General features: G+C 58.7%; 21 protein-coding genes and 1 pseudogene. 14 read left to right on the top strand and 8 right to left on the bottom strand.

Annotation, left to right across the window (positions count from 1 at the left end):
* Positions 1-202 precede the first annotated feature (202 nt).
* Positions 203-1,822: a glycine--tRNA ligase gene (locus U9R61_RS04075; protein WP_322487546.1), complete on the top strand. Its 1,620-nt coding sequence runs from the start codon at positions 203-205 to the stop codon at positions 1,820-1,822.
* A 46-nt stretch (positions 1,823-1,868) separates the two neighbouring features.
* Here U9R61_RS04075 and U9R61_RS04070 read toward each other — a convergent pair whose 3' ends face one another.
* Entirely contained in the window at positions 1,869-2,789 is a 921-nt protein-coding gene (locus tag U9R61_RS04070) for a molybdopterin-dependent oxidoreductase (RefSeq protein ID WP_322487545.1), read from the bottom strand.
* A 297-nt stretch (positions 2,790-3,086) separates the two neighbouring features.
* Between U9R61_RS04070 and U9R61_RS04065 the strand changes: the two genes are divergently transcribed.
* The 10 genes and pseudogenes from U9R61_RS04065 to U9R61_RS04020 all read left to right on the top strand — a co-directional run bounded on the left by U9R61_RS04065 (position 3,087) and on the right by U9R61_RS04020 (position 12,314).
* Positions 3,087-3,638: a PadR family transcriptional regulator gene (locus U9R61_RS04065; RefSeq protein ID WP_322487544.1), complete on the top strand. Its 552-nt coding sequence runs from the start codon at positions 3,087-3,089 to the stop codon at positions 3,636-3,638.
* Between the two features lie 13 nt (positions 3,639-3,651).
* Positions 3,652-4,440, top strand: a complete 789-nt coding sequence (modA, locus tag U9R61_RS04060; protein ID WP_322487543.1) for a molybdate ABC transporter substrate-binding protein — start codon at positions 3,652-3,654, stop codon at positions 4,438-4,440.
* Between the two features lie 6 nt (positions 4,441-4,446).
* Positions 4,447-5,151 carry a molybdate ABC transporter permease subunit gene (modB, locus tag U9R61_RS04055; RefSeq protein WP_322487542.1) on the top strand — a complete coding sequence of 235 codons (705 nt, stop codon included), beginning with the start codon at positions 4,447-4,449 and terminating at the stop codon, positions 5,149-5,151.
* Complete coding sequence (locus tag U9R61_RS04050; RefSeq protein WP_322487541.1) at positions 5,129-6,292, top strand: ABC transporter ATP-binding protein; 1,164 nt, start codon at positions 5,129-5,131, stop codon at positions 6,290-6,292. The genes modB and U9R61_RS04050 overlap by 23 nt, the downstream gene beginning before the upstream one ends.
* Positions 6,237-6,863: a cyclase family protein gene (locus U9R61_RS04045; RefSeq protein ID WP_322487540.1), complete on the top strand. Its 627-nt coding sequence runs from the start codon at positions 6,237-6,239 to the stop codon at positions 6,861-6,863. The genes U9R61_RS04050 and U9R61_RS04045 overlap by 56 nt, the downstream gene beginning before the upstream one ends.
* Before the next feature lie 665 nt (positions 6,864-7,528).
* Positions 7,529-8,653, top strand: coding sequence for a GGDEF domain-containing protein (locus U9R61_RS04040; RefSeq protein WP_322487539.1), 1,125 nt, complete (start codon positions 7,529-7,531; stop codon positions 8,651-8,653).
* Between the two features lie 285 nt (positions 8,654-8,938).
* Positions 8,939-9,310: a hypothetical protein gene (locus U9R61_RS04035; protein ID WP_322487538.1), complete on the top strand. Its 372-nt coding sequence runs from the start codon at positions 8,939-8,941 to the stop codon at positions 9,308-9,310.
* The gene (locus U9R61_RS04030) at positions 9,307-9,594 is read left to right on the top strand and encodes a hypothetical protein (protein ID WP_322487537.1); all 288 of its coding nucleotides are present in this window, start codon (positions 9,307-9,309) and stop codon (positions 9,592-9,594) included. Before U9R61_RS04035 ends, U9R61_RS04030 begins: the two co-directional genes overlap by 4 nt.
* 97 nt (positions 9,595-9,691) lie before the next feature.
* Positions 9,692-10,318, top strand: a complete 627-nt coding sequence (locus U9R61_RS04025; protein WP_322487536.1) for a haloacid dehalogenase — start codon at positions 9,692-9,694, stop codon at positions 10,316-10,318.
* Between the two features lie 17 nt (positions 10,319-10,335).
* Positions 10,336-12,314, top strand: a pseudogene (locus U9R61_RS04020) (acyl CoA:acetate/3-ketoacid CoA transferase).
* Between the two features lie 15 nt (positions 12,315-12,329).
* Here the strand turns inward: U9R61_RS04020 and U9R61_RS04010 are convergent.
* The 7 genes from U9R61_RS04010 to U9R61_RS03980 form a co-directional block, all read right to left on the bottom strand.
* Positions 12,330-13,463: a sensor histidine kinase gene (locus U9R61_RS04010; protein WP_322487533.1), complete on the bottom strand. Its 1,134-nt coding sequence runs from the start codon at positions 13,461-13,463 to the stop codon at positions 12,330-12,332.
* A 102-nt stretch (positions 13,464-13,565) separates the two neighbouring features.
* Positions 13,566-13,871 (bottom strand): circadian clock KaiB family protein, encoded by a 306-nt coding sequence (locus tag U9R61_RS04005; protein ID WP_066783387.1) that lies wholly within the window; start codon positions 13,869-13,871, stop codon positions 13,566-13,568.
* 4 nt (positions 13,872-13,875) lie between these two features.
* Complete coding sequence (locus U9R61_RS04000) at positions 13,876-14,184, bottom strand: circadian clock KaiB family protein (RefSeq protein ID WP_066783385.1); 309 nt, start codon at positions 14,182-14,184, stop codon at positions 13,876-13,878.
* The gene (gene kaiC / locus U9R61_RS03995; RefSeq protein ID WP_322487532.1) at positions 14,174-15,886 is read right to left on the bottom strand and encodes a circadian clock protein KaiC; all 1,713 of its coding nucleotides are present in this window, start codon (positions 15,884-15,886) and stop codon (positions 14,174-14,176) included. The genes U9R61_RS04000 and kaiC overlap by 11 nt, the downstream gene beginning before the upstream one ends.
* A 66-nt stretch (positions 15,887-15,952) precedes the next feature.
* Entirely contained in the window at positions 15,953-17,254 is a 1,302-nt protein-coding gene (locus U9R61_RS03990; protein ID WP_322487531.1) for a response regulator, read from the bottom strand.
* Positions 17,255-17,310: 56 nt separating this feature from the next.
* A complete protein-coding gene (locus tag U9R61_RS03985) occupies positions 17,311-18,045 on the bottom strand; it encodes a prolipoprotein diacylglyceryl transferase (protein WP_322487530.1) in 735 nt (244 codons plus the stop codon).
* Positions 18,046-18,134: 89 nt separating this feature from the next.
* Positions 18,135-18,746: a TlpA disulfide reductase family protein gene (locus tag U9R61_RS03980; protein WP_322487529.1), complete on the bottom strand. Its 612-nt coding sequence runs from the start codon at positions 18,744-18,746 to the stop codon at positions 18,135-18,137.
* A gap of 302 nt (positions 18,747-19,048) precedes the next feature.
* On the opposite strand from U9R61_RS03980, the gene U9R61_RS03975 reads away from it, so the two are divergent.
* Genes U9R61_RS03975 through mobA form a run of 3 tightly spaced genes read left to right on the top strand, consistent with a single transcriptional unit; the run spans position 19,049 to position 21,980 of the window.
* Positions 19,049-20,065: a DNA-directed RNA polymerase subunit alpha gene (locus U9R61_RS03975; protein WP_322487528.1), complete on the top strand. Its 1,017-nt coding sequence runs from the start codon at positions 19,049-19,051 to the stop codon at positions 20,063-20,065.
* Between the two features lie 23 nt (positions 20,066-20,088).
* Positions 20,089-21,336 carry a transcription termination factor Rho gene (gene rho, locus U9R61_RS03970; RefSeq protein ID WP_322487527.1) on the top strand — a complete coding sequence of 416 codons (1,248 nt, stop codon included), beginning with the start codon at positions 20,089-20,091 and terminating at the stop codon, positions 21,334-21,336.
* A gap of 20 nt (positions 21,337-21,356) precedes the next feature.
* Positions 21,357-21,980 (top strand): molybdenum cofactor guanylyltransferase, encoded by a 624-nt coding sequence (mobA, locus tag U9R61_RS03965; protein ID WP_322487526.1) that lies wholly within the window; start codon positions 21,357-21,359, stop codon positions 21,978-21,980.
* Positions 21,981-22,067 lie beyond the last annotated feature (87 nt).

The raw sequence follows: 22,067 nt of genomic DNA, 5'->3' as shown, positions 1-22,067 counted from the left end.
AGTACGTCGCGATGAGCGCCCAGCGAGCCGGGGATGGTGCGAGCCCGGCGGCTCAGAATGGCGGAACGGCGCCGGGGAGCCGGAATTGGCGTTGAGGTGAGCGGCTCGCGCCGCTAACCGGGGTGGAACCGCGCGTCAGGTGTGATGCGTCCCCGGGCGACATGTTCGCCCGGTTTTTTTTGTGTGCGAAGGAGGAATCGCTGTGCCGGCTACATCACTCGACCAGATTGTGGCGCTGGCCAAGCGCCGCGGCTTTATCTTCCCCAGCAGCGAGATTTATGGCGGCTTGCAGGGGGTGTATGATTACGGCCCGCTCGGCGTTGAATTGAAAAATAATCTCATCGCCGATTGGTGGCGCACCAACGTCTACGAGCGCGATGATATGGAGGGGTTGGATGCCGCGATCTTGATGAACCGGCTGGTCTGGAAGTATTCCGGTCACGAAGAGACTTTCAACGATCCGCTGGTTGATTGCCGCGTCTGCAAGATGCGCTGGCGTGCCGACCATATCCACGGTGTTTGCCCCAATTGCGGTTCGCGCGATCTGACCGAACCGCGCCCGTTTAACATGATGTTCCGCACCCAGATCGGGCCGGTGGCCGATAGCGGTTCGTTTGCCTATCTGCGCCCCGAGACCGCACAGGGCATTTTTGTGAATTTTGCCAATGTGCTGACCACGACGGCCCGCAAGCTACCGTTTGGGATTGCCCAAGTCGGTAAGGCGTTTCGCAACGAGATCAACCCGCGCAACTTCCTCTTCCGGGTGCGCGAGTTTGAGCAGATGGAGATCGAGTATTTCGTGATGCCCGGCACCGATGAAGAGTGGCATCAGCGCTGGCTTGAGGCCCGGCTGGCATGGTGGGAGCAGATCGGCATTCCGCGCAGCCGGATCACGATCTACGATGTGCCCGCCGATGAACTGGCCCACTACTCGAAACGCACCTTCGATCTGATGTACGACTATCCTAACATTGGCGTGCAAGAGATTGAGGGGATCGCCAATCGCACCGACTACGACCTTGGCTCGCACAGCAAAGATCAAGACCAGCTCAACCTGACTGCGCGCGTCAATCGCAACGAGGATAGCATCGCCCGCTTGACCTACTTCGATCAGGCCAGTGGCCGGCACGTGGTGCCGTATGTGATCGAACCGTCGGCAGGGGTGGGGCGCGCGATGCTGGCGGTACTGTGCGAAGGGTATGCCGAAGAGCTGACCAAGACGTTGCCGGCTGACAAGCTGGCCGTGGTTGGCGAGGCGCTGCAATCGTTCCTCAAGTCGGTGGGGCGCAGCGAGAAGATCAGCGCTGAAGCGCGCGATGCGATTCTGGCGCGTGGTGAAGAACTCGGCCAAGCGTTGGCCGAGCGGTTGCCCGAAGTCGAGCAGTTGCTGGCGATGCCGGGAGCGGATCAGATTGAGGTGGGCAAGAAACTGCGCGGGCAAGCCCAACCGCTGATCGACGAGCACTACCGCACGGTTTTGCGGCTCAAGCCGCGGCTGGCCCCGATCAAAGCCGCGGTCTTCCCGCTCAAGCGCAACCACGACCAACTGGTCGCCACCGCCAAAGAGGTGCGCCGCCGGTTGCAGCTTGGCGGCGATATGCGCACCGTCTACGACGACACCGGCGCGATCGGCAAGCTCTACCGCCGGCAAGACGAGATTGGCACGCCGTTCTGCATCACGGTTGATTTCGACACGATCGGTCAGGGCAAAGATCCGGCCTTGGCCGGCACAGTCACGGTGCGCGATCGCGATACCATGGCCCAAGAGCGGGTGCCGATCGCCGAACTTGAGCCATATCTCCGCGAGAAGCTTCGCGCATAGTCACTTGTAGCGCTGCATGGCAGTGCGGCGTCACGGCAGTGCGGCGCTACAAGAGCCAATGGTACACCGCAGTCTGGCCGGTGTTGTCGGTGATCTGCACCGCTAACCGGCGGCTCGCGCTGATGGCCACCGGGTCGTGATACCTAAACTGCCGCCATGCGCGCGGGCCGAGATCGCTAGCGAGGCTGGCTGCCTGCCATGGCCCGTCGTCAAGCGCTAACGCTACGCTGGCAATGCCCTGCCCGGCCGACCACGCCACCCCGCGCAGCGGTTGATGCTTGTCGCCTTGAAGAACCTCACCGAGGTTGAACAGCCGGCAATCAATGCCTAACGAACCATCGCGGTGCGCGGCAGACGGCGCTGCTTCGGCTGAGATCAACGTGATCCGCTCGATCCATTTCATCCAGTACGCGCCGGCCCAGCCGGGTACTACCAACCGCACCGGCCCGCCGTGCAGCGCCGGCAGCGGTTGGCCGTTGACCGTATACGCCAGCATCGCATCTTGCCAGAGCTTAGCGAGCGGGATATAGCGTACCAGCGGTTGCTCGCCATAGCTCCAACAGGCGGCAAAAGCGGCCTGAGGCTTGACGCCGGCGGCTTCGAGCAAGAGGGCAACCGGCACACCGATCCACTCGGCGTTGGCAATGGCTGCGTAGCGGTCGTCGCCGTCGTCGCGCCCAATGAGCACGGCAAAGAAGCTGCTGATCGGTTTGTGGAGCAGGTCGTCGTAGTCAATCACCAGCGGATGCCGGACGAGGCCGTCAATTGTCAATTCCCAACTAGCCGGGTTCAGGTCTGGTAGCGGTTGCCGGTTGCGCGCAAAGAAGTGCTCTATGTTCGTCACTGCTGCGTCGAGGATCGCCAGTGGCGGGTCAATGATCAGCGGGTGGGCAGAGCGCTGGCGGAGCCGGTTGTCTTTGACCAGCGATTGGATTGGCGACGTGAACGGGAGCGTCTCAAGTGACATACGAGCATCCGTTGGTGTAGAGTGCTTGCTCAACTACCGGCAGTATAGCGACGCCGGCTGCAAAAATGATGACAATCACCGGCGTTAAGACTACAAAACGTTTAGCCGTGCAGGTCAATTTGACGAGGGGTGAAAGGGTGTGGTAGAGTACTTATACTATGAGTATTCAAAGCATGATGTAACAACGGTGTTGTTTCGCAAATGCTGCCCGATGAGTGGTTGGGCATAGCTGTAGCGTTGAATCATCTCGCTGCACTGATTGCGCAACCGCATCGATTGGCGGCGAGCGGGTGGGTGATGTCTTCGCAGAAACAGCCTCTCACCATTGAGCTAGCTCTGCTTGGGTTCGTGCGGCAGCAACCCATACACCCGTATGAGTTGTTTCAGCAGGTGCAAGCGCGCGATGGGTTAGGTTGCATTTGGCGGATCAAGCAAAGTCATCTGTATGCGATACTCGATCGGCTAGAGGCAGCAGGCTATCTGTCCTATCAGCTTGAGCTGCAAGCGAGCCGGCCACCGCGCAAAATCCTCTCGTTGACCGAGCAGGGTGAAGCCATCTTTGCCGAATGGTTAAGCACGCCGGTGGCGCATGGCCGTGATATCCGGTTAGAATTTTTAGCCAAATACTACTTTGCCCGGCGTGAAGGCAAGAACGTGGCGGCGCAATTGCTCGCGCGGCAGATCGATACATGCCGAGAATGGTTAGGAGAGAATGATACGAAGGCTGCAGTATTGCCGGCAACGTCGTTTGAACGGGTGGTGTTGCAATATCGAACGGGTCAGTTGCAGGCTGTATTGGCGTGGTTAGAGGGGTGCCGGCAGACTCTGGCAGAGGTTGTTGAACGCTAACAGGATGTACATCATGATTCGATCGCTCTGTCTTCTCCTTCTCACGCTCTGGATGCTGACCGCGTGTAGTACCCCCCCAGCGACTGCCGCTCCCGAGATTACGGTCGCAGCGGCGGCTGATCTCACCCCGGCGTTTCAGGAGATTGGGGCACTGTTTACCGAACGCACCGGGATTCAGGTGGTGTTCAATTTCGGCTCGACCGGCCAGCTCGCCCAACAGATCGAGCGTGGCGCGCCGTTTGATGTGTTTTACGCCGCCAACAAGAGTTTTGTCGAAGATTTGGCTGCGAAGGGGGCCGTCGATGCGTCGTCGATGACCATCTATGCCCAAGGCCGGATCACGGCCTGGACGCGGGCCGATCAGGCGTTACGACCGCAGCAGCTCACCGATCTGCTCGATCCGGCTTACCGCCGGATTGCGATTGCCAACCCAGAGCATGCTCCGTATGGGCAGTCAGCGCGTGAGGCGTTGGAACGGGCCGGGATCTGGGAGCAGATCAAAGACCGTCTGGTGTTTGGCGAGAATGTGGCCCAAACCTTGACGCTGGCCGACACCGGTAATGTCGAAGCAGCGATTGTCGCTCTCTCGTTGAGCGTGCAGAGCAATGGCCATTGGGTGCTAATCCCGGCTGAATTACATCCTGATCATCCACTGATCCAGATAGCGGCGATTGTGGCAAGCTCAAAGCAGCGGGATGCTGCCCGCCGGTTTATGGAGTTTGTCAATAGCCCGGAAGGGCACGAGATTATGAAGAAGTACGGCTTCATCTTGCCCGGCGAGATTATTGAGCCTGCGAGGTAGCGGGGTATGAATTGGCCGGCATTTTGGCTGTCATTGCAGGTAACTGCTTTTGCGACCTTCTTTATTGGTGTGATTGGGCTGCCAATCGCTTTCCTGCTTGCACGCACCGTGTTCCCCGGCCAGATTGTGGTTGAGACGTTGTTAATGTTGCCGCTCATTCTGCCGCCGAGCGTGATTGGCTACTATCTCTTACTGGCGCTGGGGCGGGGCAGCCCGCTGGTGGAATGGTTTCAGATCCGCATTTTGTTTTCGTGGCCGGCGGCAATGGTGGCGGCGGCGGTGGTAGGGTTGCCGCTGATGATCCAGAGCAGCAAAGCCGCGCTGGCGAACGTTGATCTGCGGCTCGAGCAGGCGGCGCGCACGTTGGGGGCCAGCGAACTGCGAATCATTGCCCGGATCACATTGCCGCTGGCGCGGCGCGGAATTGTGGCCGGCCTCGTGTTGGGAGGCGCGCGGGCGCTGGGTGAATTTGGCGCTACCTTGATGGTGACGGGTAATATTCCTGGCCGTACCCAAACCTTGCCGGTCGCGATCTATGATGCGGTGCAAGCGCAACGGTACACTGACGCTAACTTGATGGTATTGGTCATGACTGCTGTGGCCTTTGTTGGCTTATGGTGGGTGCGCCAATTAGAACGCCCGCGTCCGGCGCTAGCCGCTACGCAGATCACGATGCAGGAGGAGACCGATGCAACCACGCTTGTCCGTTGATATCCGGCGTCGGTTCGACCATCTGACGCTGCGCATGCAGTTTCAGGTTGAAGCCGAGATCCTCGTACTGTTTGGGCCTTCGGGGGCGGGCAAAACGCAGACCTTGCAGGCGATTGCCGGCTTGATGACCCCGGATGAGGGGGTGATCAGCCTTGGCGACACGGTGTGGTTTCGCCGCCGCCATGGTGAAACGCCGGTCAACTTGCCGCCGCGCTGGCGCCGGGTTGGCTACGTCTTCCAGCATTATGCTCTCTTCCCGCACATGACGGCGCTGGAGAATGTCGCGTTTCCGTTAGGCAATAGCGCGCAAGCCCGTCGTCGCGCCCACGAGTTGCTCGATCGCATGCATCTGGCTCATCTGGCCCAGCGCAAACCGCACGAATTGTCGGGCGGCCAACAGCAGCGGGTGGCGATTGCGCGTGCTTTGGCGACCGATTCACCGGTCATTTTGTTTGACGAGTCATTCTCGGCGCTTGACCAGCCGGTGCGCGACCGGTTGCACGCCGATCTGCGCGCCTTACAGGCCGAGCGCGGTCTGATCGTGATCTACGTCACCCATAATCTCGATGACGCTTTTGCTGTTGGGCGCCGGATCGCGATTGTGCGCGAGGGTCAGATCGAGCAGATTGGGCCGTTGGCCGAGGTCTGCCGGTATCCGGCTAATGTGCGGGTGGCGCGGGTGTTGGGCATGTCCAATCTGATCACGGCGCGGGTGATTGGAATTGACCTTGATCGGGTCTGGCTCGATTGGCAAGGATGGCAGATCGCTGCCGCGCTGCCGCCGCAACCGCCAGCGTTGGGGGTAACGGTCACAGCCTTTATCCGGCCCGAAGAGATCTGGCTCGTCTACCCTGATCGTCCGCTGAACCGGTTTGCCGATCACAACCTGCTGCCGGGTCGGATTGGCGAGCGGCGGCCGGGCCGGCGGCTGTTTCAGTTGCAAGTCGCGGTTGGTGCGGCGATGCTTGAGATAGCCCATCCCTACACCGCGTATACTGATCTTGATACCGCAGTAGGGAATGAGGTGCAGATAAGTGTTCACCCGGAAAGCGTCGTCATTGTGCCAGAAACCAGCCAAACCACGCATGATCTACGATCTCACCCGTCCGATCACATCCGGCATGCCGGTATATCCGGGTGATCCGCCGGTGCAAATCACGCCGCTTTCTAGCCCGCCATGGCAGATCAGCGCACTGCACCTAGGCAGTCACAGCGGCACTCATCTCGATGCGCCGCGCCATCGATTCGCCAGTGGTGCCGGAATTGATGCGATTCCGCCTGAGCGGCTGATCGGGCCGGGGATCGTGATCGATGCCCGCGGGTATGCGGCCAATGCGCCGATCGGGCCAGAGGTCTTGGCCGGCGTGGCGTTGCCGGCGGGCCTGATGGTGGTCATCCGCACCGGCTGGGAAGTGTATTGGGGTGCCGATGAGTACGACCGCCATCCATATCTGAGCGCCGGATTGGCGCAGGCGCTGGTTGATGCGGGCGTCACACTGGTGGCAATCGATGCCTTCAGCGTCGATTCGACCGTTGACGGCAGCGATGCCGCCCATGTTGGGTTATTAGGGAATAACATCCTTATCGCCGAAAACCTCTGTAATCTTGCCGTATTGGCATGCGGCGTCCGCTATACCTTCGCTTTCCTCCCCCTGCCTCTCGTGTATGCCGATGGCGCACCGGCGCGAGTGCTGGCTTGGCACGAAAGATAAATTGTTTTCTAACCAAAGTGCTATTCAAAATCGATGTAGTTTATGTTATGATAATGGAGTGTAATGTGTTGTTGGCTTTACGACATGTCTCGTGTTGCGGAATAAAAATAGATAATAGTTTTTATTATATCTGAAAGATGTTATTTGTTTGTTTATGTGGTTTATTCTTAAAAAATAATAGTTATTTGTTGTAAAGCGACGTATAAACATGATACATATAACGTCTTTATTATATTTTTGGCTTACGCGGTTATGATGAACCTCTATCAAGCGCAGGGGCGGCAATGGCAAACTAGCTGCTCATTGATGAAAAACTGCGCGCGCATCCGCTGCTGGCGAGCAAGCCTGTTGCGATCTTGTAACAGATGCTCGCTACAGTAGTCAGTACGCACAGCAACGTTTGGTCTGTCGCGTCACGAGATGGGGTCTGTGAGTAGTACTGTTGCTAGAGGAAAATCCAGCTTTCTGGCAAAAGATCTGGACGATTTCCCGCCAAAAGCAACCTCAGTCGAGTATGATGAAAAAGAATCTTTTCGCAGTGTTCTCGTGGCTTGACGCTCGCACATGGTAAAGGTGGATTGTTCTCTTATCATCGCTTCGCTGGCGGAGCATTGGCGCAGGTTCCATACCTCATCATTGCTGCGGTGACGAAGCCTCTTGCAGCTATGCAAACGGTCGTCGAACAAGAACGTGGACGTTTCGACCAGCAACGCCGTCGTACCTATCAGATCGCCGGTTCGCTGGGTGTCTTGATGGTGGTGGTTGATATTGTCAAGCAGAGCCTTGATCATACGCAGCCGCTCTTTGTGCGTCTCATCTATATTACTAATGATCTCTTCCTGATTGCGGTTTCTCTCTCCGTGGTCTGGTTCGTCACCACCCGGCGCGGCAAATTAACGACCGTGGAACGGCTGATGTTTATCGCCTTTGCCGCCGAGTCGTTGTTGTTTAACGGCATTGTGCCGCCGCTGCTCGGCCAAACCCTCGAGTTGCGCTGGGAGCAGACCGTTAACGACGATATCTGGTTCTTGCTTATGATCTGCACGCTCGGCTTTCACCTCTTCCGCCATCGGACCAGCGTGATGATTGTCACCGGTTTGTACGGTCTCTCGGTGATCATTCTGGGTGGCCAAATCCTGTTCAATATGCCGCACGAACCGGTAGAACCGGGGTTGCGCGCCTTGCAAGTGTATGGCATGGGCGCGATCTTTCTGTGCTTTATCTATATTGTCAGCCGCTACCGGGCGCAGACGCAGCGCCTGCAGATAGAGTATGAGCTGATGGAAGAGTGGGCATTTGTCGATATGCTCACCGGGTTGGCCAACCGCCGGCGTTGCGAACAGGTGTTGCAAGAGGCGATTGCGCGCCATCAACGGTACGCCGAACCATTTACGATCTGTTTGTGGGATATTGACCACTTTAAGCAGATCAACGACACTTATGGCCACGAAGGCGGCGATCAGATCTTGCGCCAGATGGCTCGTTTGGCGCGCACGACCATTCGTGCGACCGATGTCGTTGGGCGGTGGGGCGGCGAAGAGTTTTTCTTGCTGCTGCCCTGCACGCATCTCGCGGAAGCTGAGCAGCTTGCTGATCGTTTGCGTCATCATATTATGGGGCACATAAGGCTTAGTGATCGCGTCGTCACAGCGAGTTTCGGTGTGGCCGAATATCACCCCAGCGACGATCAGACCAGTCTGCTGGCGCGAGCGGACTCTGCCCTGTATGAGGCCAAATCGACCGGACGCAACCGGGTCGTTGGTGCTGAATTGTCTCCTTTGTTTGCGTGAAAAAACCGCAATATATCTACCCTAAGCCAGTCCTTGCTTCCCGTTTACAGAAATGTGAAGATAATGGAAGCATGGTTTTGTCTGCCATCATGACGGCGGTTTGCCGAGCTGCCGTTATTGGGCGTGAGCAGCAGTGAACGTTTATTCCTGTTTTGCGATCGACACGTCGATCGGTTACGGATGGTGCTCAGCGATCGCGTACTGACAGCGAATGATCGTGACATAATGGGTAACGAGCACGCAACTGTCATGGGTTGGTGAGGCGGCGACAGAACGGGTTGAGCGATGCAAACCCTGCTCGATCAAGAACGCCAACGCTTTGAGCAGCAACGTCGTCGCACCTATCAAATTGCCGGCACCATCGGCATGTTCATTGTGGCGGCTGATAGTGCCTCGTTGACGGTTGATCAGCAGTTGGCGTGGTGGGTGCGCCTGATCTCTATTGGCAACGATTTGGTGCTGATTACCATGTTGCTGGTCATTATATGGCTGGTTACAACCTACCGCGGTTCATTGGCGACGGTCGAGCGGGTGATTTTATTACTTTTTCTGCCGAATCGCTGCTCTTCAACGGCATTGTGCCGCCGTTGCTCGGCCAGCCGCTTGCCCAACGCTGAATTGAAACCGTCAATGACGATATCTGGTTTCTGTTGGTGATCTGCACCCTCGGTTTTCACCTCTTCCCTAGCCATACTGGCGTGCTGGTGGTCGCTAGCTTGTACGGGATATCGATGATCATTGTCGGTGGGCAGATGGTGCTAGCCGACCTGCAAGGCGTTGATCTGGTGCCGGGATGGTGGTCGCTGCAAATCTACGGGATGGGCGCGATTCTCCTCGGCTTTATCTATGTGATCAGCCGGTATCGGGCCCATGCTCAACGCTTGCAAGTCCAGTATGAAATGGTCGAGGATGGCCAAAGCCACTGGACGCAATCGGGTTGAGATCGGGATCAATTGACGTAACAGCGAGACAATGGATCAGGAGCATCTGCAATCGATGCTATAATAGCCACTACGTTGAACAAGCAAGGGGTTCTGTATGAGCATCGAGCAGATTGTTGCCGGGTGCGTGGTACAGCTTGAGAGTATCCACACCGCGCGTGAGCGTGCGATCGCGGCAACTCGCGTCTTAGTGCGGCAAAGCGCCAACAGTATTCGCGCGGCCCATCGCGGCGATTTTGCCACGGCCCGCCATCTCTTAGCGGTGGCCGAGGGTGTCGTAGCCGAACTCAATGACGCTACCGCCAGTGTGCCTGAAGTACGCTATGCCGGTTATACCCAAGACGCCTTGAAAGAGTACGCCGAGGCGCATCTGGTGCTGGCCTTTTTGGCCGGTGACGAGCCGCCAACTGGTGAAATGATAGGTGTTGAGCCGGCGGCCTATCTCAATGGTTTGGCCGAGGCGGCGAGCGAGCTGCGCCGGGCGATCCTTGATGGGTTACGCCGGGGTGAGGTCGCGCGCAGCGAACAATTGCTGAGCGTGATGGACGATATCTACAGCGCATTGATCACGGTCGATTTTCCCGAAGCGATCACTGGCGGGCTACGGCGCACTACTGATGCGCTGCGGGCGGTGCTTGAGCGCACTCGGGGCGATGTGACCACGGCGATCCGGCAGGAATATTTGGCGGCGGCGATGCGAGCGTTGGAAGCACGGCTTGGGTAGCTGGCAATGATGGTGGTATGGTGCAGGTTGATCAGGAAATGCAGGGTCGTCGCGATAAAGTAGTGAGCGCCGCCGATGCCGTGCAGGTGATCCGCAGCGGTGATACTGTCGCGACGGGTGGGTTTGTCGGCACCGGCTTTGCCGAAGAGATCGCGATCGCGTTGGCGGAACGGTTTCGCGCCACCGGTGAACCGCGTGATCTGACGCTCGTCTATGCGGCGGGGCAGGGTGATGGGAAAACGAAGGGCTTGAACCATCTCGGCCTGCCCGGTTTGGTGCGCCGGGTGATTGGCGGCCACTGGGGATTAGTGCCGGCCTTGCAACGTCTTGCCGTCAGTGGGCAGATTGAAGCCTATCATTTGCCGCAGGGCGTCATTACCCACCTCTACCGTGACATCGCCGCCGGCAAGCCGCGCACGATTACGCGCGTCGGTCTCGGCACATTCGTCGATCCGCGTATGAGCGGCGGCAAACTCAACGATCGCACCCAAACGGATCTGGTTGAACTGATCACGTTTGATGGCGAGGAATATCTAGCCTACAAGACCTTCCCGATCCATGTCGCCATTCTGCGCGGCACGACTGCCGATACCGAAGGCAATGTCACTATGGAGCGCGAGGCGCTGACGCTTGAGGCGCAGGTGTTGGCGATGGCCACGCACAATTCCGGCGGGATCGTGATCGTGCAGGTCGAGCGGTTGGCCCAGCGTGGCACCCTTTCGTCCCGTCACGTCAAGATTCCCGGCATTCTGGTCGATTGTATCGTCGTCGCGCGTCCTGAACATCATTGGCAGACCTTTGCCGTGGCTTACGATCCGGCGCTGAGCGGCGAGATTCGGGTGCCTACCGAGCTGTTGTCGCCGATGCCGCTCACCGAGCGCAAGCTGATCGCGCGCCGGGCGGCATTTGAACTACAGGCCAATGCCGTCGTGAACCTCGGGATTGGCATGCCGGAAGGAATTGCGGCGGTAGCCGCCGAAGAAGGCATCTCTGACCTGTTAACGCTCACGACTGAGCCGGGGGTGATTGGAGGCATTCCGAGCAGTGGGCTCAATTCGGCACCGGTATCAATACCGATGCGATTGTCGATCAACCGGCGCAGTTTGATCTGTATGACGGCGGCGGGTTGGATCTGGCCTTCCTTGGCTTGGCGCAGGCCGATGCAGCCGGCAACCTCAACGTCAGCAAATTCGGCCCGCGGCTGGCCGGTGCCGGCGGCTTTATCAACATCAGCCAAAATGCGCGCCGGGTGGTGTTTGTGGGCACCTTTACCGCCGGCGGTTTGCAGGTGGCCGTCCATGATGGGAAGCTCCAGATCGTACAAGAGGGGCGTGAGCGCAAGTTCGTCGAACAGGTTGAGCACATTACCTTTAGCGGGCGCTACGCGGCCAAGCGGGGCCAGCCGGTGCTCTACGTCACCGAGCGCGCCGTTTTCCGGCTCACTCCTGCTGGCATTGAGCTGTGCGAGATTGCTCCCGGCATCGACCTTGAACGCGATATTTTGGTCCAGATGGCGTTTCGCCCGGCGATTGCCGCCGATGTGTGCGTGATGGATGCGCGCATCTTTCGGGATGGGCCAATGGGGCTGCGGGCAGAACTGGTTGGGTTGCCGCTCGAACGGCGTTTCAGCTACGACCCGCACAGCGGCATTCTCTTTATCAACTTTGAAGGTCTGCGCATCACCCGACCGGAACAGATTACCGCAATTGCCGATCATGTTGACCAACTGGCGCGCTGGGCCGGCCAGCGTATGGCGGCGGTGGTCAACTACGACAACTTTAGCATTACGCCGGAACTGTTGCCGGAATATAGCGCGATGGTCGCGCACTTGATGGAGCGGTATTACACCCGCGTCACCCGTTATACAACGAGCGCCTTTTTGCGGATGAAGATCGGCGATGCCTTGGCGGCGAGGGGGGTGGCGCCGCATCTGTTCGAGCAGCAAGAAGAGGCATTACGCGCGTTGCGCGCGTCGCCAGCCACGGATGCCGGTTAAGCGCAGGCCGCACCTCTAATCGGTATCCGCCTTCCCCATGGGTACCCGAATCACCACGGTGGTGCCCGGTCCATCGCCAAATTGCAAGGTGGCCCCGATCTGACGGCAGAGGCCCTGCACCAATTGCATGCCAAGGCTGCCGCCGCCAGTATTGACTGTGGGTGGCATACCGACGCCGTTATCAGCGACTTCAACACGCAAGGCATCACCCTCTTCATGCAACCGCAAACTGATGGTGCCATCTTTGGCGCCATGGGGAAAAGCGTGCTTGACGCTATTCGAGACCAACTCGGTGACAATCAAGCCCAGCGCAATTGCCTGATCGATATTGATGCTAATGCCGTGGCTAACTTCGCTGGCCAGCCGGATCGGGCTGCCCCGCATACTGAGCGAACGCCAGACGCTGGTGGCAATATTTTGCAAATACTCGCCAATGTCAATGTGGGCCAGACTCTCTGAGCGGTACAGTTGTTCATGCACTAACGCCAAGGCGCGAATGCGGTTTTGGCTATCTTGAACCGCGGCGCTGACCCGTTCGTCACTAATATTTTCGGCTTGCAAGCGCAAGAGGCTTGACACGATCTGCAAATTATTTTTGACCCGATGATGGACCTCGCGCAGCAGCAGTTCTTTTTCCGCCAGCGCGGCGCGCAGTTGGGCCGCAACCGCTTGCGGCCCCGACAAATCGGTCACCACCGCGCACATATGGGCTTCAGTCTCGTCGCGCAAGGCGCGCAACGAGATCTGCGCCGGTCGCTGCGAACCATCAACCGCTTGCAGGGTAATTGGCCCTTTGCTCGAACCGGCGGCGCCGGCAGAGAGCAATTCAGCACAGAGCAGCCGGTCAGCCGGTGCGACCAGATCGAGCAACGAGCGGCCCGTCAATTGATCTTGGGGCAGACCGGCCATTTCAGCGAACTTGCTATTGCAATAGAGAATGGTGCCATCGGCCAACAGGGTCAAGGCGCCTTCATTCATGGTTTCGACCAACACCCGGTAGGGATGTTCGGCGCCGCGCAGAGTGTAGATCAACGGGCCGCGCGGCCCATCAATCACCAGCGCATCAGCTTCGCCCATCTGTAAGGCCCTCACCAACTCTTCCAATTCAGCGAGCCGCGCTTGAAGGCGAGCAATCTCGGTCGGGCTCATCTGTGGCTCATTTCCCATACGGCACTTCCCTATATACTCGCGCGAGGGTGTATGGGGGCAACCCCGTGTGTTGCCGGTACCACGCTCGTGAAGCGACAGTACTTAATCATCATCGGTCAGAATATTCAACGCGGCAGCCACCCGTGGCCAATCCGACGAACGCAATTCACCGATAAACGCGGTAGGTGGGCCGGGTTCGACAACCAGCAGGGTCGGTGTCGCAATAATATGATCTTCGCGTGCCCGATCGGGCTGTTGGTAGACATCGATCACCTCAAGCCGGTAGCGACCGGGCATATACCGCTCGCACAACCGGCGCACCGTGGTAATCGCGCGGGTCGAACGGCTGGTCGCGCCGGCGACGTACAACCGCAGCAATGGTACAACTGGCTGATTGGTGATATCCATCGGCTCAGCTCCCTGTATGTTGCCGGGGTGTTAGATCGAGCCCAACCAGCACCCGTTCCGTGTTCGAGAGATCGCCTACGATTTTGCGAATGGGCGGCGGCAATTTGCGCACCAAGGTGGGAATGGCCAGAATATTGTCGCTGATCGCCCGTTCGGGTTCGTGATGTAAATCGATCACGTGAACCCGGTAGCGGCTCTGCAAATATTGATCGCAAATCCGGCGCAAATTAGCGATCGCGAGCAGGCTTTTGGGGGTCTGCCCGGCAATATAGAGCCACAGATCATATTCATACTCCGGCGCTTCATCTGCCATCGCTGCCCTCTTGGGTAGAGTCGCGGTACCGGCTGGTTGCTAGCCGGCTCTGGATCTGGGCCTGTGCGCGCGCTTCCGACAGGGCTGCTTCCGCGTTCATCTCGTCATTGAGCGCAGCCAACTCGGCTTGCAACGCTTCGATCTGCAATGCCAACAAGCGTTGTTGCAAGGCGTAGCGGCGTTGGTGCTGGAGCGTTTCCCGCTCGCGCAGTTCATGTTCGTGCCGGAGCCGCTCTTGTTCGGCGATGCGCGCTGCACCCACTAGAACTGTCGCACCGGCAGCGTAAATGTCCACCAACCGCAACCCGTGCGCATTCATCACCAGCTCGCGCATCTGATTGGAATGGCGCATGCCACGGGATTTGAGCACCAACAAGCTCCGGTTGCGTTCGCCGTTGGCCTCGTGGTTGCGCAAGACGATCCACGTATCAACCAGCGATGAAATATTGACCTCGCTCTGGGTAGGATCAGCGCCGGCATTGGTCAGACTGGTAGCGAGAGTGGTGACTCCCAACGACTTAAGACCATCGAAGAGGCGGAACAGCATGGTCGTAATATCAACTGGGCGGCTGATGGTATGAAAACCGGAGATCGGGTCGATCACCACCACGCGCGCACCGCACTGTTCCACTGTTTCGAGCAACGTGATCAAGTGAGTCTCTAGACCGGCCAACGAGGGCCGGCTACTGATGATCTGCAACAGGCCGCGATCGCGCCATTGTTGGAGTTCAATCCCGATCGATTGCAGATTGCGCGCAATTTGATCGGCTGATTCCTCGAACGCAAAGAAGATTGCCGGTTCGCCGCGTTCACAAGCAGCGGCGACAAACAACGCGCCAAGGCTCGTTTTACCCGAACCGGTCGGGCCGCTCACCAGAATGGTGGAGCCGCGGTAATAGCCGCCGCCATCGAGCAATTGGTCAAGATCGGGAAAGCCGCTTGAGATGCGTTCGGCGTAAACCGGATACCGCAGCCCGAACGAGGTGATCGGCAGCATAGTGATGCCATGTGGCCCGATCGTAAAGGGATACTCGTTGACGCCGTGCGATGAGCCGCGGTACTTGACGATACGGGCATAGCGGGTCAATACGTGCTCGGTAATCCGGTAGTCGAGCAAAATGACGCAATCGGCCACAAACTCTTCGATCCCAAAGCGGCTCAGCTCTTGCCCGGAACGTTCGGCGGTAATAATGGCGGTCAGGCCACGCTGGCGTAACCAGCGGAAGAGCCGTTGCAATTCGCCGCGTAGAATGGCTTGATTGCCAAACGCGCTGAAGAGGGTCTCGATGGTATCGAGCACGATCCGTTGCGCTCCGATTCGGTCAATCAGCAGACCCAGCCGGATGAAGAGACCTTCGAGATCGTACTCGCCCACTTCCGCCACTTCACCCTGATCAAGCGAGATCTGTTCGATCAGCAACAACCCACGTTGTTCCAGATCGGCGACATTAATGGTCAGATTGGCCGCATTGATGCGCAAATCATCCGGACTCTCTTCAAACGAGATAAAGATGCCGGGTTCGCCGTAGAGCGCCGCGCCGCGGGCCAGCGTCTCAAACGCTAGCAGGGTCTTGCCGCAGCCGGGGCCGCCGCAGATCAAGGTAGGCCGGCCACGCGGCAGACCGCCGCCGGTAATGTCATCGAGACCGCGGATCCCGGTTGGCGCTTTAGGCAAGTTCGTGATGGCAGCAGGCTGTTCCACCAACGTTCCTCTTCTCCTACAACAATGCCGAACCATCCCCGTAACGCACGGCGGCTACCAGTGGCATCATGTATCAGCCGGATCGGTGCGGTTCATCACCTTGGCCGCATGCTTGCCAACCAACGCGCCGCACCCCAAACTGGCCAATTCGGCAATCATGGCCGCCAACTGGTAGCCGCTGCTCTGTGCCGGATCGGGATGGTACAGGCTCAGTACACCAATCACCTCATTGTGTTGCCGGATGGGTAACGACATTCGCTCGCCGAGCAACCCGTTCGGGATAAAATTGCATACATGACTGTCGCCGGCCAGACTCAACGCCCAGCGCCGTTCTCCCCAACACGAGCAGCGCGGTACTGGCCGGTGAACGAGCGGTTCACCCCAGTGACCAACCGGATGGACGAGATCGGTGTCAGGGTTGTAAATCAACAAAGAACCACGGTAGCCGGGTAACAAAGTCGCGCCAGCAGTAATGATGGCCGCATAGATCTCTTGGTGCGAGCGTGCGGCGTTGAGAGTATGGGCAAGCGTGCCAAGAGTAGCGAGCGCCTGTTCACACTGTTCTAACAACGATTGATTGGTTTGTAACCGGCGTTTCGCTTCTTGCAACTGGGTGATCGCCCGTTGCCGTTCGCTGACATCACGAAAAACGATCACGACACCCTCGTTGGCGCCGTCATCGCCGGTAATTTGGGCCACGGTATGCTCAACCAGCAAGCGATCGCCATTCCGGGTCAGGAGCGTGACTGGGGCTGGCAAGCCATTTGCCGAATCGGGATGGGGCGGCGTGCTATCAGCCGGCAAGCCGGTATTGGTGGCAACCAGGGTATAGACGCGCACCAAGGGCCAACCGATCGCCTCTTCGGGGGAAATGCCCAACAGGCGCGCAGCCACCGGATTGACAAAGGTAATCCGGCTTTGCGGATCGGTGACAATCACGCCATCGCCAATGCTGGTCAAGGTGGTGCGGAGATGGCGTTCGCTCGCCTGCAGGCGCCGTTCGAGCCGGTGCTTATAGGCGGCGACAGCGATGGCGACCTCAAGCTCGCGTTCGTCAAACGGTTTGAGCAAGTAGGCCCACGGTTCAGCGAGGAGCGCTTCGCGCAAGGTCTGATCGTCGGCGTGCGCGGTCAAAAAGACGACCGGCACACCCCAACGGCTGTAAATCTGGCGCGCGGCTTCAATGCCGTCCATCGCCCCGCTGAGGCGAATATCCATCAAGACCAGATCAGGCGGCTGGCGTGCTACCGTAGCCAACGCCGCTTCACCACTCGTTACTACATCGGCGACCGAATGGCCGATGCGCCGCAAGGTTTGGCTCAGGTCTTGGGCAATGATTAATTCGTCTTCGACGATCAACACCCGCATGTGTTTTCTCGGAGCTTAGCTGCAAAAGCGGTTAATTGTACTGCTAGTATACCGCTTTAACGATAGTTGTGTTGCGGAAAGATCTCTGACCAGAACCGTACAATGATGACAAGTATCGCCAAGGCGACGACTTGCGACCCGCGCACATGACCCGGCAAGAGCCAGCCGGTGGTGGCAAATCCTTCGCCGATCAGCGTACCGGCGGCGAGAAGAGCGCTGACGGTGAGAAAGAGCATACCGGGTGGTTGCGGCCGGCGGTAACGCACCCGCCAGACGACTAAGGCGATCAGTGCGGTGAGCGCAGCGTAGAGTTGGGTGGGGTGGCGCCATTCACCCCACAGATTGATTGCCCACGGCACCTCTGCCGGCAGACCATAGCCATCGCCGCTGGCCAGTTGGGCGATGGCATGGGTGAGGGCGGCGAGAGCGATTTCCGGCGCTAGTGCATCGAGGGTGGGCCACAGCGGCCAGCGTTGCCGCCAGAGCATCAAGCCGCCGATCACGATGGCCGTCGCCACGCCGGCTAGCGGAGCAAAGGCTTGCAAATCACGCGAGAACAAAGCCCACGGATCGGCCACATAGCTCGGCCATGCCATCAGCGCATAGCCAAGGCGCGCGCCGATGACACCGGCCATCATGGCGATAAAGACGACGATCTCAAGCCGGTCGCCGTCAAGCTGGTAAATGTGGGCAGCGCGTCCGCTGACTTGCAGGATGAGCCAGCCGCCTAACAGCAGGATCAGGCCGGGTGTGTGCAAGGCAAAGGGGCCAATGTTGAGTACAGGAAGCATAGGTTTTGGGAGCGTATGTGGTTACACTGAGCGACAACAGGGTCGGTTGTGTTTGATTGCTTGATGAAGCGAATCATGGGCAGGGCGGCCTATTCACCGAGCAACGGTTCGATCACGCTGCGTAGACTGGCTTCGCTGAGCGGCCCGCCAAAGAAGACCTCCCGGATGACACCGGTGCGATCAACAATGAACGTGGTCGGCAACATCCGGACTCCATACCGCTGGCCGGTCTCGCCGTCACGGTCGAACACAATCGGAAAACTCAACCCGAACTCGCGTTGCATCGTGGCCACGGCGCCTTCATCGTCTTGCACCGTACTATTGACGGCCAGAATCGTCAAGCCACGCTCGCGTTCGGCTTGATAGAGTTTTTCCAACGTGGGCATTTCGGCCCGGCAAGGGCCGCACCAACTGGCCCAGAAGTTGACGATCACGACCTGACCGCGCAACGCTGACAGCGGCAGCGTCTCGCCATTGGCCTGCGACAAGGCAATGTCCGGCGCGACAAAGCCCGGTCGCGGGCTCACCGTTACCGGCGGCAGATCCGGTGGCCGGCTGATGACAATCCAGCCGATACCGGCGATCACGAGAATGAGGGTCAACCAATCACGCTGGGGCTTGTTCATAGCATCCATCACCTCAAGCGACGGCCCGCGGGGCGTCGCAGCAATCGTGTCACGGTAGCAGAGCGTTGCGGCCATACTGTTTGCAACAGATACGCTAATTTATGGTATCATATAACGAGTCTGTGACCAACACAGCGTGTAACTCTCACCGATATGATAAGGTCACGCGCACATGTAGGCGCATTGCCGCCGCCAACTGCGCTACAGCGCCGCCAATAAAGCGCACTGTAAGCACAGCTTCCCGTTCTCGTTATTGTGGTTGAGTCTGTTAGTCCGACACGCCATTGCTCGGCGAGGCGCACTGTTCGTTGGGCGCGCCGGTGCGGCATGGTAGCAACGGGCGCCATTAGAGTCGCGGAGCCTTCTGGAACAGGAATATGGAAACGCTTGAACTGTCGCTGATCACGCCACGGGTTTCGCTCATTGCAGCGGCTGAGAACTATGGCCGCTTCGCCATCTCGCCGCTGCAACGCGGCCATGCCTCATCACTCGGGAATGCGTTGCGCCGCGTGTTGATCTCGTCAATTCCCGGCGCCGCCATTACCCGGATCAAAGTGGCGGGTGTGATTCATGAATTTACTGCTATTCCCGGCGTCGTCGAAGACGGTACCCAGTTGGTGCTCAATGTGAAAGGCATCCGGCTGCGTTCGTACAGCGATCGGGCAGTGGCATTGCAGTTGGTCAAGCATGGCCCCGGCCCCGTGTTTGCGGGTGATATTGATACGCCGAGCACCGTCGAGATCGTGAACCCGCAACACTACCTTTGCACAATTGACGATGAGAACACAACGCTCGAAATGCAGTTGACGGTTGAGCGTGGCCGGGGTGTGCAGTTGGCTGATACGGTGAGCGGCATGCCGATCGGCGAGATTGCGGTTGACGCCCTCTTTAGCCCGATCCCGCGGGTCAACTTCTTGGTGGAAGAGATGGGTGATGACCCGCTCACCGGCTACGATCGGCTCATTCTCGAGATTTGGACTGATGGCACCATCAAGCCGGGTGATGCGTTGAGTCATGCCGCCCAAGTCTTGACCCAGTATTTTGGCCGGATTGTGAGCTTGAGCCAGCCGGAAGAGCCTGAACAGCAGCCCAATCTGCCGCCGCCGATTCCGGAAGAGATTGCAAATCGCACGATTGATGAGCTTGGTTTGAGTACTCGGACTTACAATAGTTTGCGCCGCGCGGAGATCCATACCATCGGGCAGTTGTTGCGCCTTGACGATCGTGGCCTGATGGGGATTCGTAATTTGGGCGCGAAGGGGATTGAAGAGATCCACCATCGGCTTGAAGTGCTCGGTTATCGTTCGGGTGAAGCCGCATCCGGCCGGTTGCCCGCCTCATCGTCCGACCATCCTACTCCGCCCACCGGTGCAACCCACGCAGAGGAGTTATAAGACACGCAATGGATGACAAGCGTATGACGACAGGCACCCCCGAATCAGCCGATAAGGCACGCCGGCGCCGGCGCCGGGTGAATGGTGATGCGGGGGCATCAGCCGGGAGCGAAGGCGTGAATGCCTCGCCGGCAACAACTGCCGTGGTCGAAGAACCTGTGACAATGCAGGGTTCTGGCTTGCTGGAAATTGTTCCCGAAGGCCACGGCTTCTTACGCAATCCGCGGCTGAGCCCCAGCAACGATGATGTGTATGTGGCGCAATCCCAGATCCGTCGCTTTAATCTGCGTACCGGCGATATGATCGAGGGGCGCGTGCGCCCGCCCAAAGAGGTTGAACGTTACCCCTCGTTGCTCTATGTCGAGCGGATCAATGGCCTGCCCGCTGAAATGGCCCAGAAGCGACCGCTGTTCGAGCAGTTGACGCCGATCCATCCCAATGTGCAGATTGTGCTCTCGACTGAGCCGAATATTCTCCCAACGCGCATTGTTGATGTGATTGCGCCAATTGGGCGTGGCCAGCGCGGTTTGATCGTCGCTCCGCCCAAAGCTGGCAAGACGATGTTGCTCAAGGCGATCGCTAATGGCGTGACGACCAATGCGCCTGATATTCAGCTCATTGTGCTCTTGATCGGCGAGCGGCCTGAAGAAGTGACCGATATGCGTCGTTCGGTGCAGGGCGAGGTGGTGGCTGCCACCTTCGATGAGCCGGTCGAGCAGCATATTAAAGTGGCTGAATTGGTGCTCGAAAAGGCCAAGCGGCAGGTGGAGCACGGTCGCCACGTGGTGATTTTGATGGACTCGCTTACCCGCTTGACCCGTGCCTATAACATTGCGATGCCGCCGAGCGGGCGCACCCTCTCTGGCGGTGTTGATCCTGCGGCCCTCTACCCGCCCAAGCGGTTCTTTGGCTCGGCGCGCAATATCGAAGATGGCGGCTCGCTCACCATTATCGCTACCTGCCTCGTTGATACCGGTTCGCGTATGGACGATGTGATCTACGAGGAGTTCAAGGGCACCGGTAACATGGAGCTGCATCTCGATCGCAAGCTGGCTGAGAAGCGCATCTTCCCCGCAGTCGATATTCAGCGTTCAGGTACCCGCCGCGAGGATCTGTTGCTCGATCCGGTGACGCTGCGCCAGAGCTGGATGCTGCGGCGGATGGTCAGCATGGTCGGCGAGAATGAGGGCGCTGAGTTGATGCTGACCCGCATGGCCAAGACGAAGAGTAATGCTGAGTTTCTTGCGTCGCTGGGTAAAGTCGGTTCATAATCACCTCGCTATGCGTGCGCATGTCCAGTGATGTCGAGCTGAGCGGGATTGTGATTGCCGGCGGGCGTAGTCGCCGCTTTGGGGTTGATAAGCGGCGGTTACGGCTGTGGGGCGAAGGCGGTCCGCATCTACTCGGCTATGCTGTTGCGCTGTTGCAGCCGCTGTGCGTTGAGACCATTGTCGTGCTCAATGACGCCGAAGCGTGGCCCGATTTGCCGGCGCGGATCGTGCCCGACGAGCAGCCGGGCAGCGGCGCGCTCGGCGGTCTGATCAGCGGGTTGCAAGCCATGCGTGCGCCGGCGGCGTTGGTGATTGCCGCCGATATGCCGTTGATCGTTCCAGCGGCGCTGGCGGCGCTGGCGCGGTGGCCGTTTACCGGCGATGCGCTGGCGCCTACTCCCCCCGGCCAACCTGATCAACCACAGCCCCTGCTTGCTGTCTACCGGCAAAGCGCGCTCCCGCCGTTGCGCCGGGCTTTTGCCGCCGGCGAACGCCGCTTGCAAGCGGCGTTGATGACGTTGCGTTGGGTTGATCCCGGCCCTGCCCTCTGGCATCGTTATGATCCCGTTGCGCGCTCATTGCTTAATCTGAACACGCCAGACGACTTGGTTGCCGCCCAAGCGTGGTTGCGCCAAGTTGAATAATGGCCGGTTGTCGAGTGGTTCCGTTTGGTGTTGCTTGTGTTCCGCGTCAATTTGAAAGAAATGTTATCTGATCATGTGGTGTTTCAC

It is taken from the genome of Chloroflexus sp. (assembly GCF_034431535.1).
Lineage (GTDB): Bacteria > Chloroflexota > Chloroflexia > Chloroflexales > Chloroflexaceae > Chloroflexus.
The sequence above is the reverse complement of the archived record's forward strand: the minus strand, read 5'-3'. Positions and strand labels throughout refer to the sequence as shown.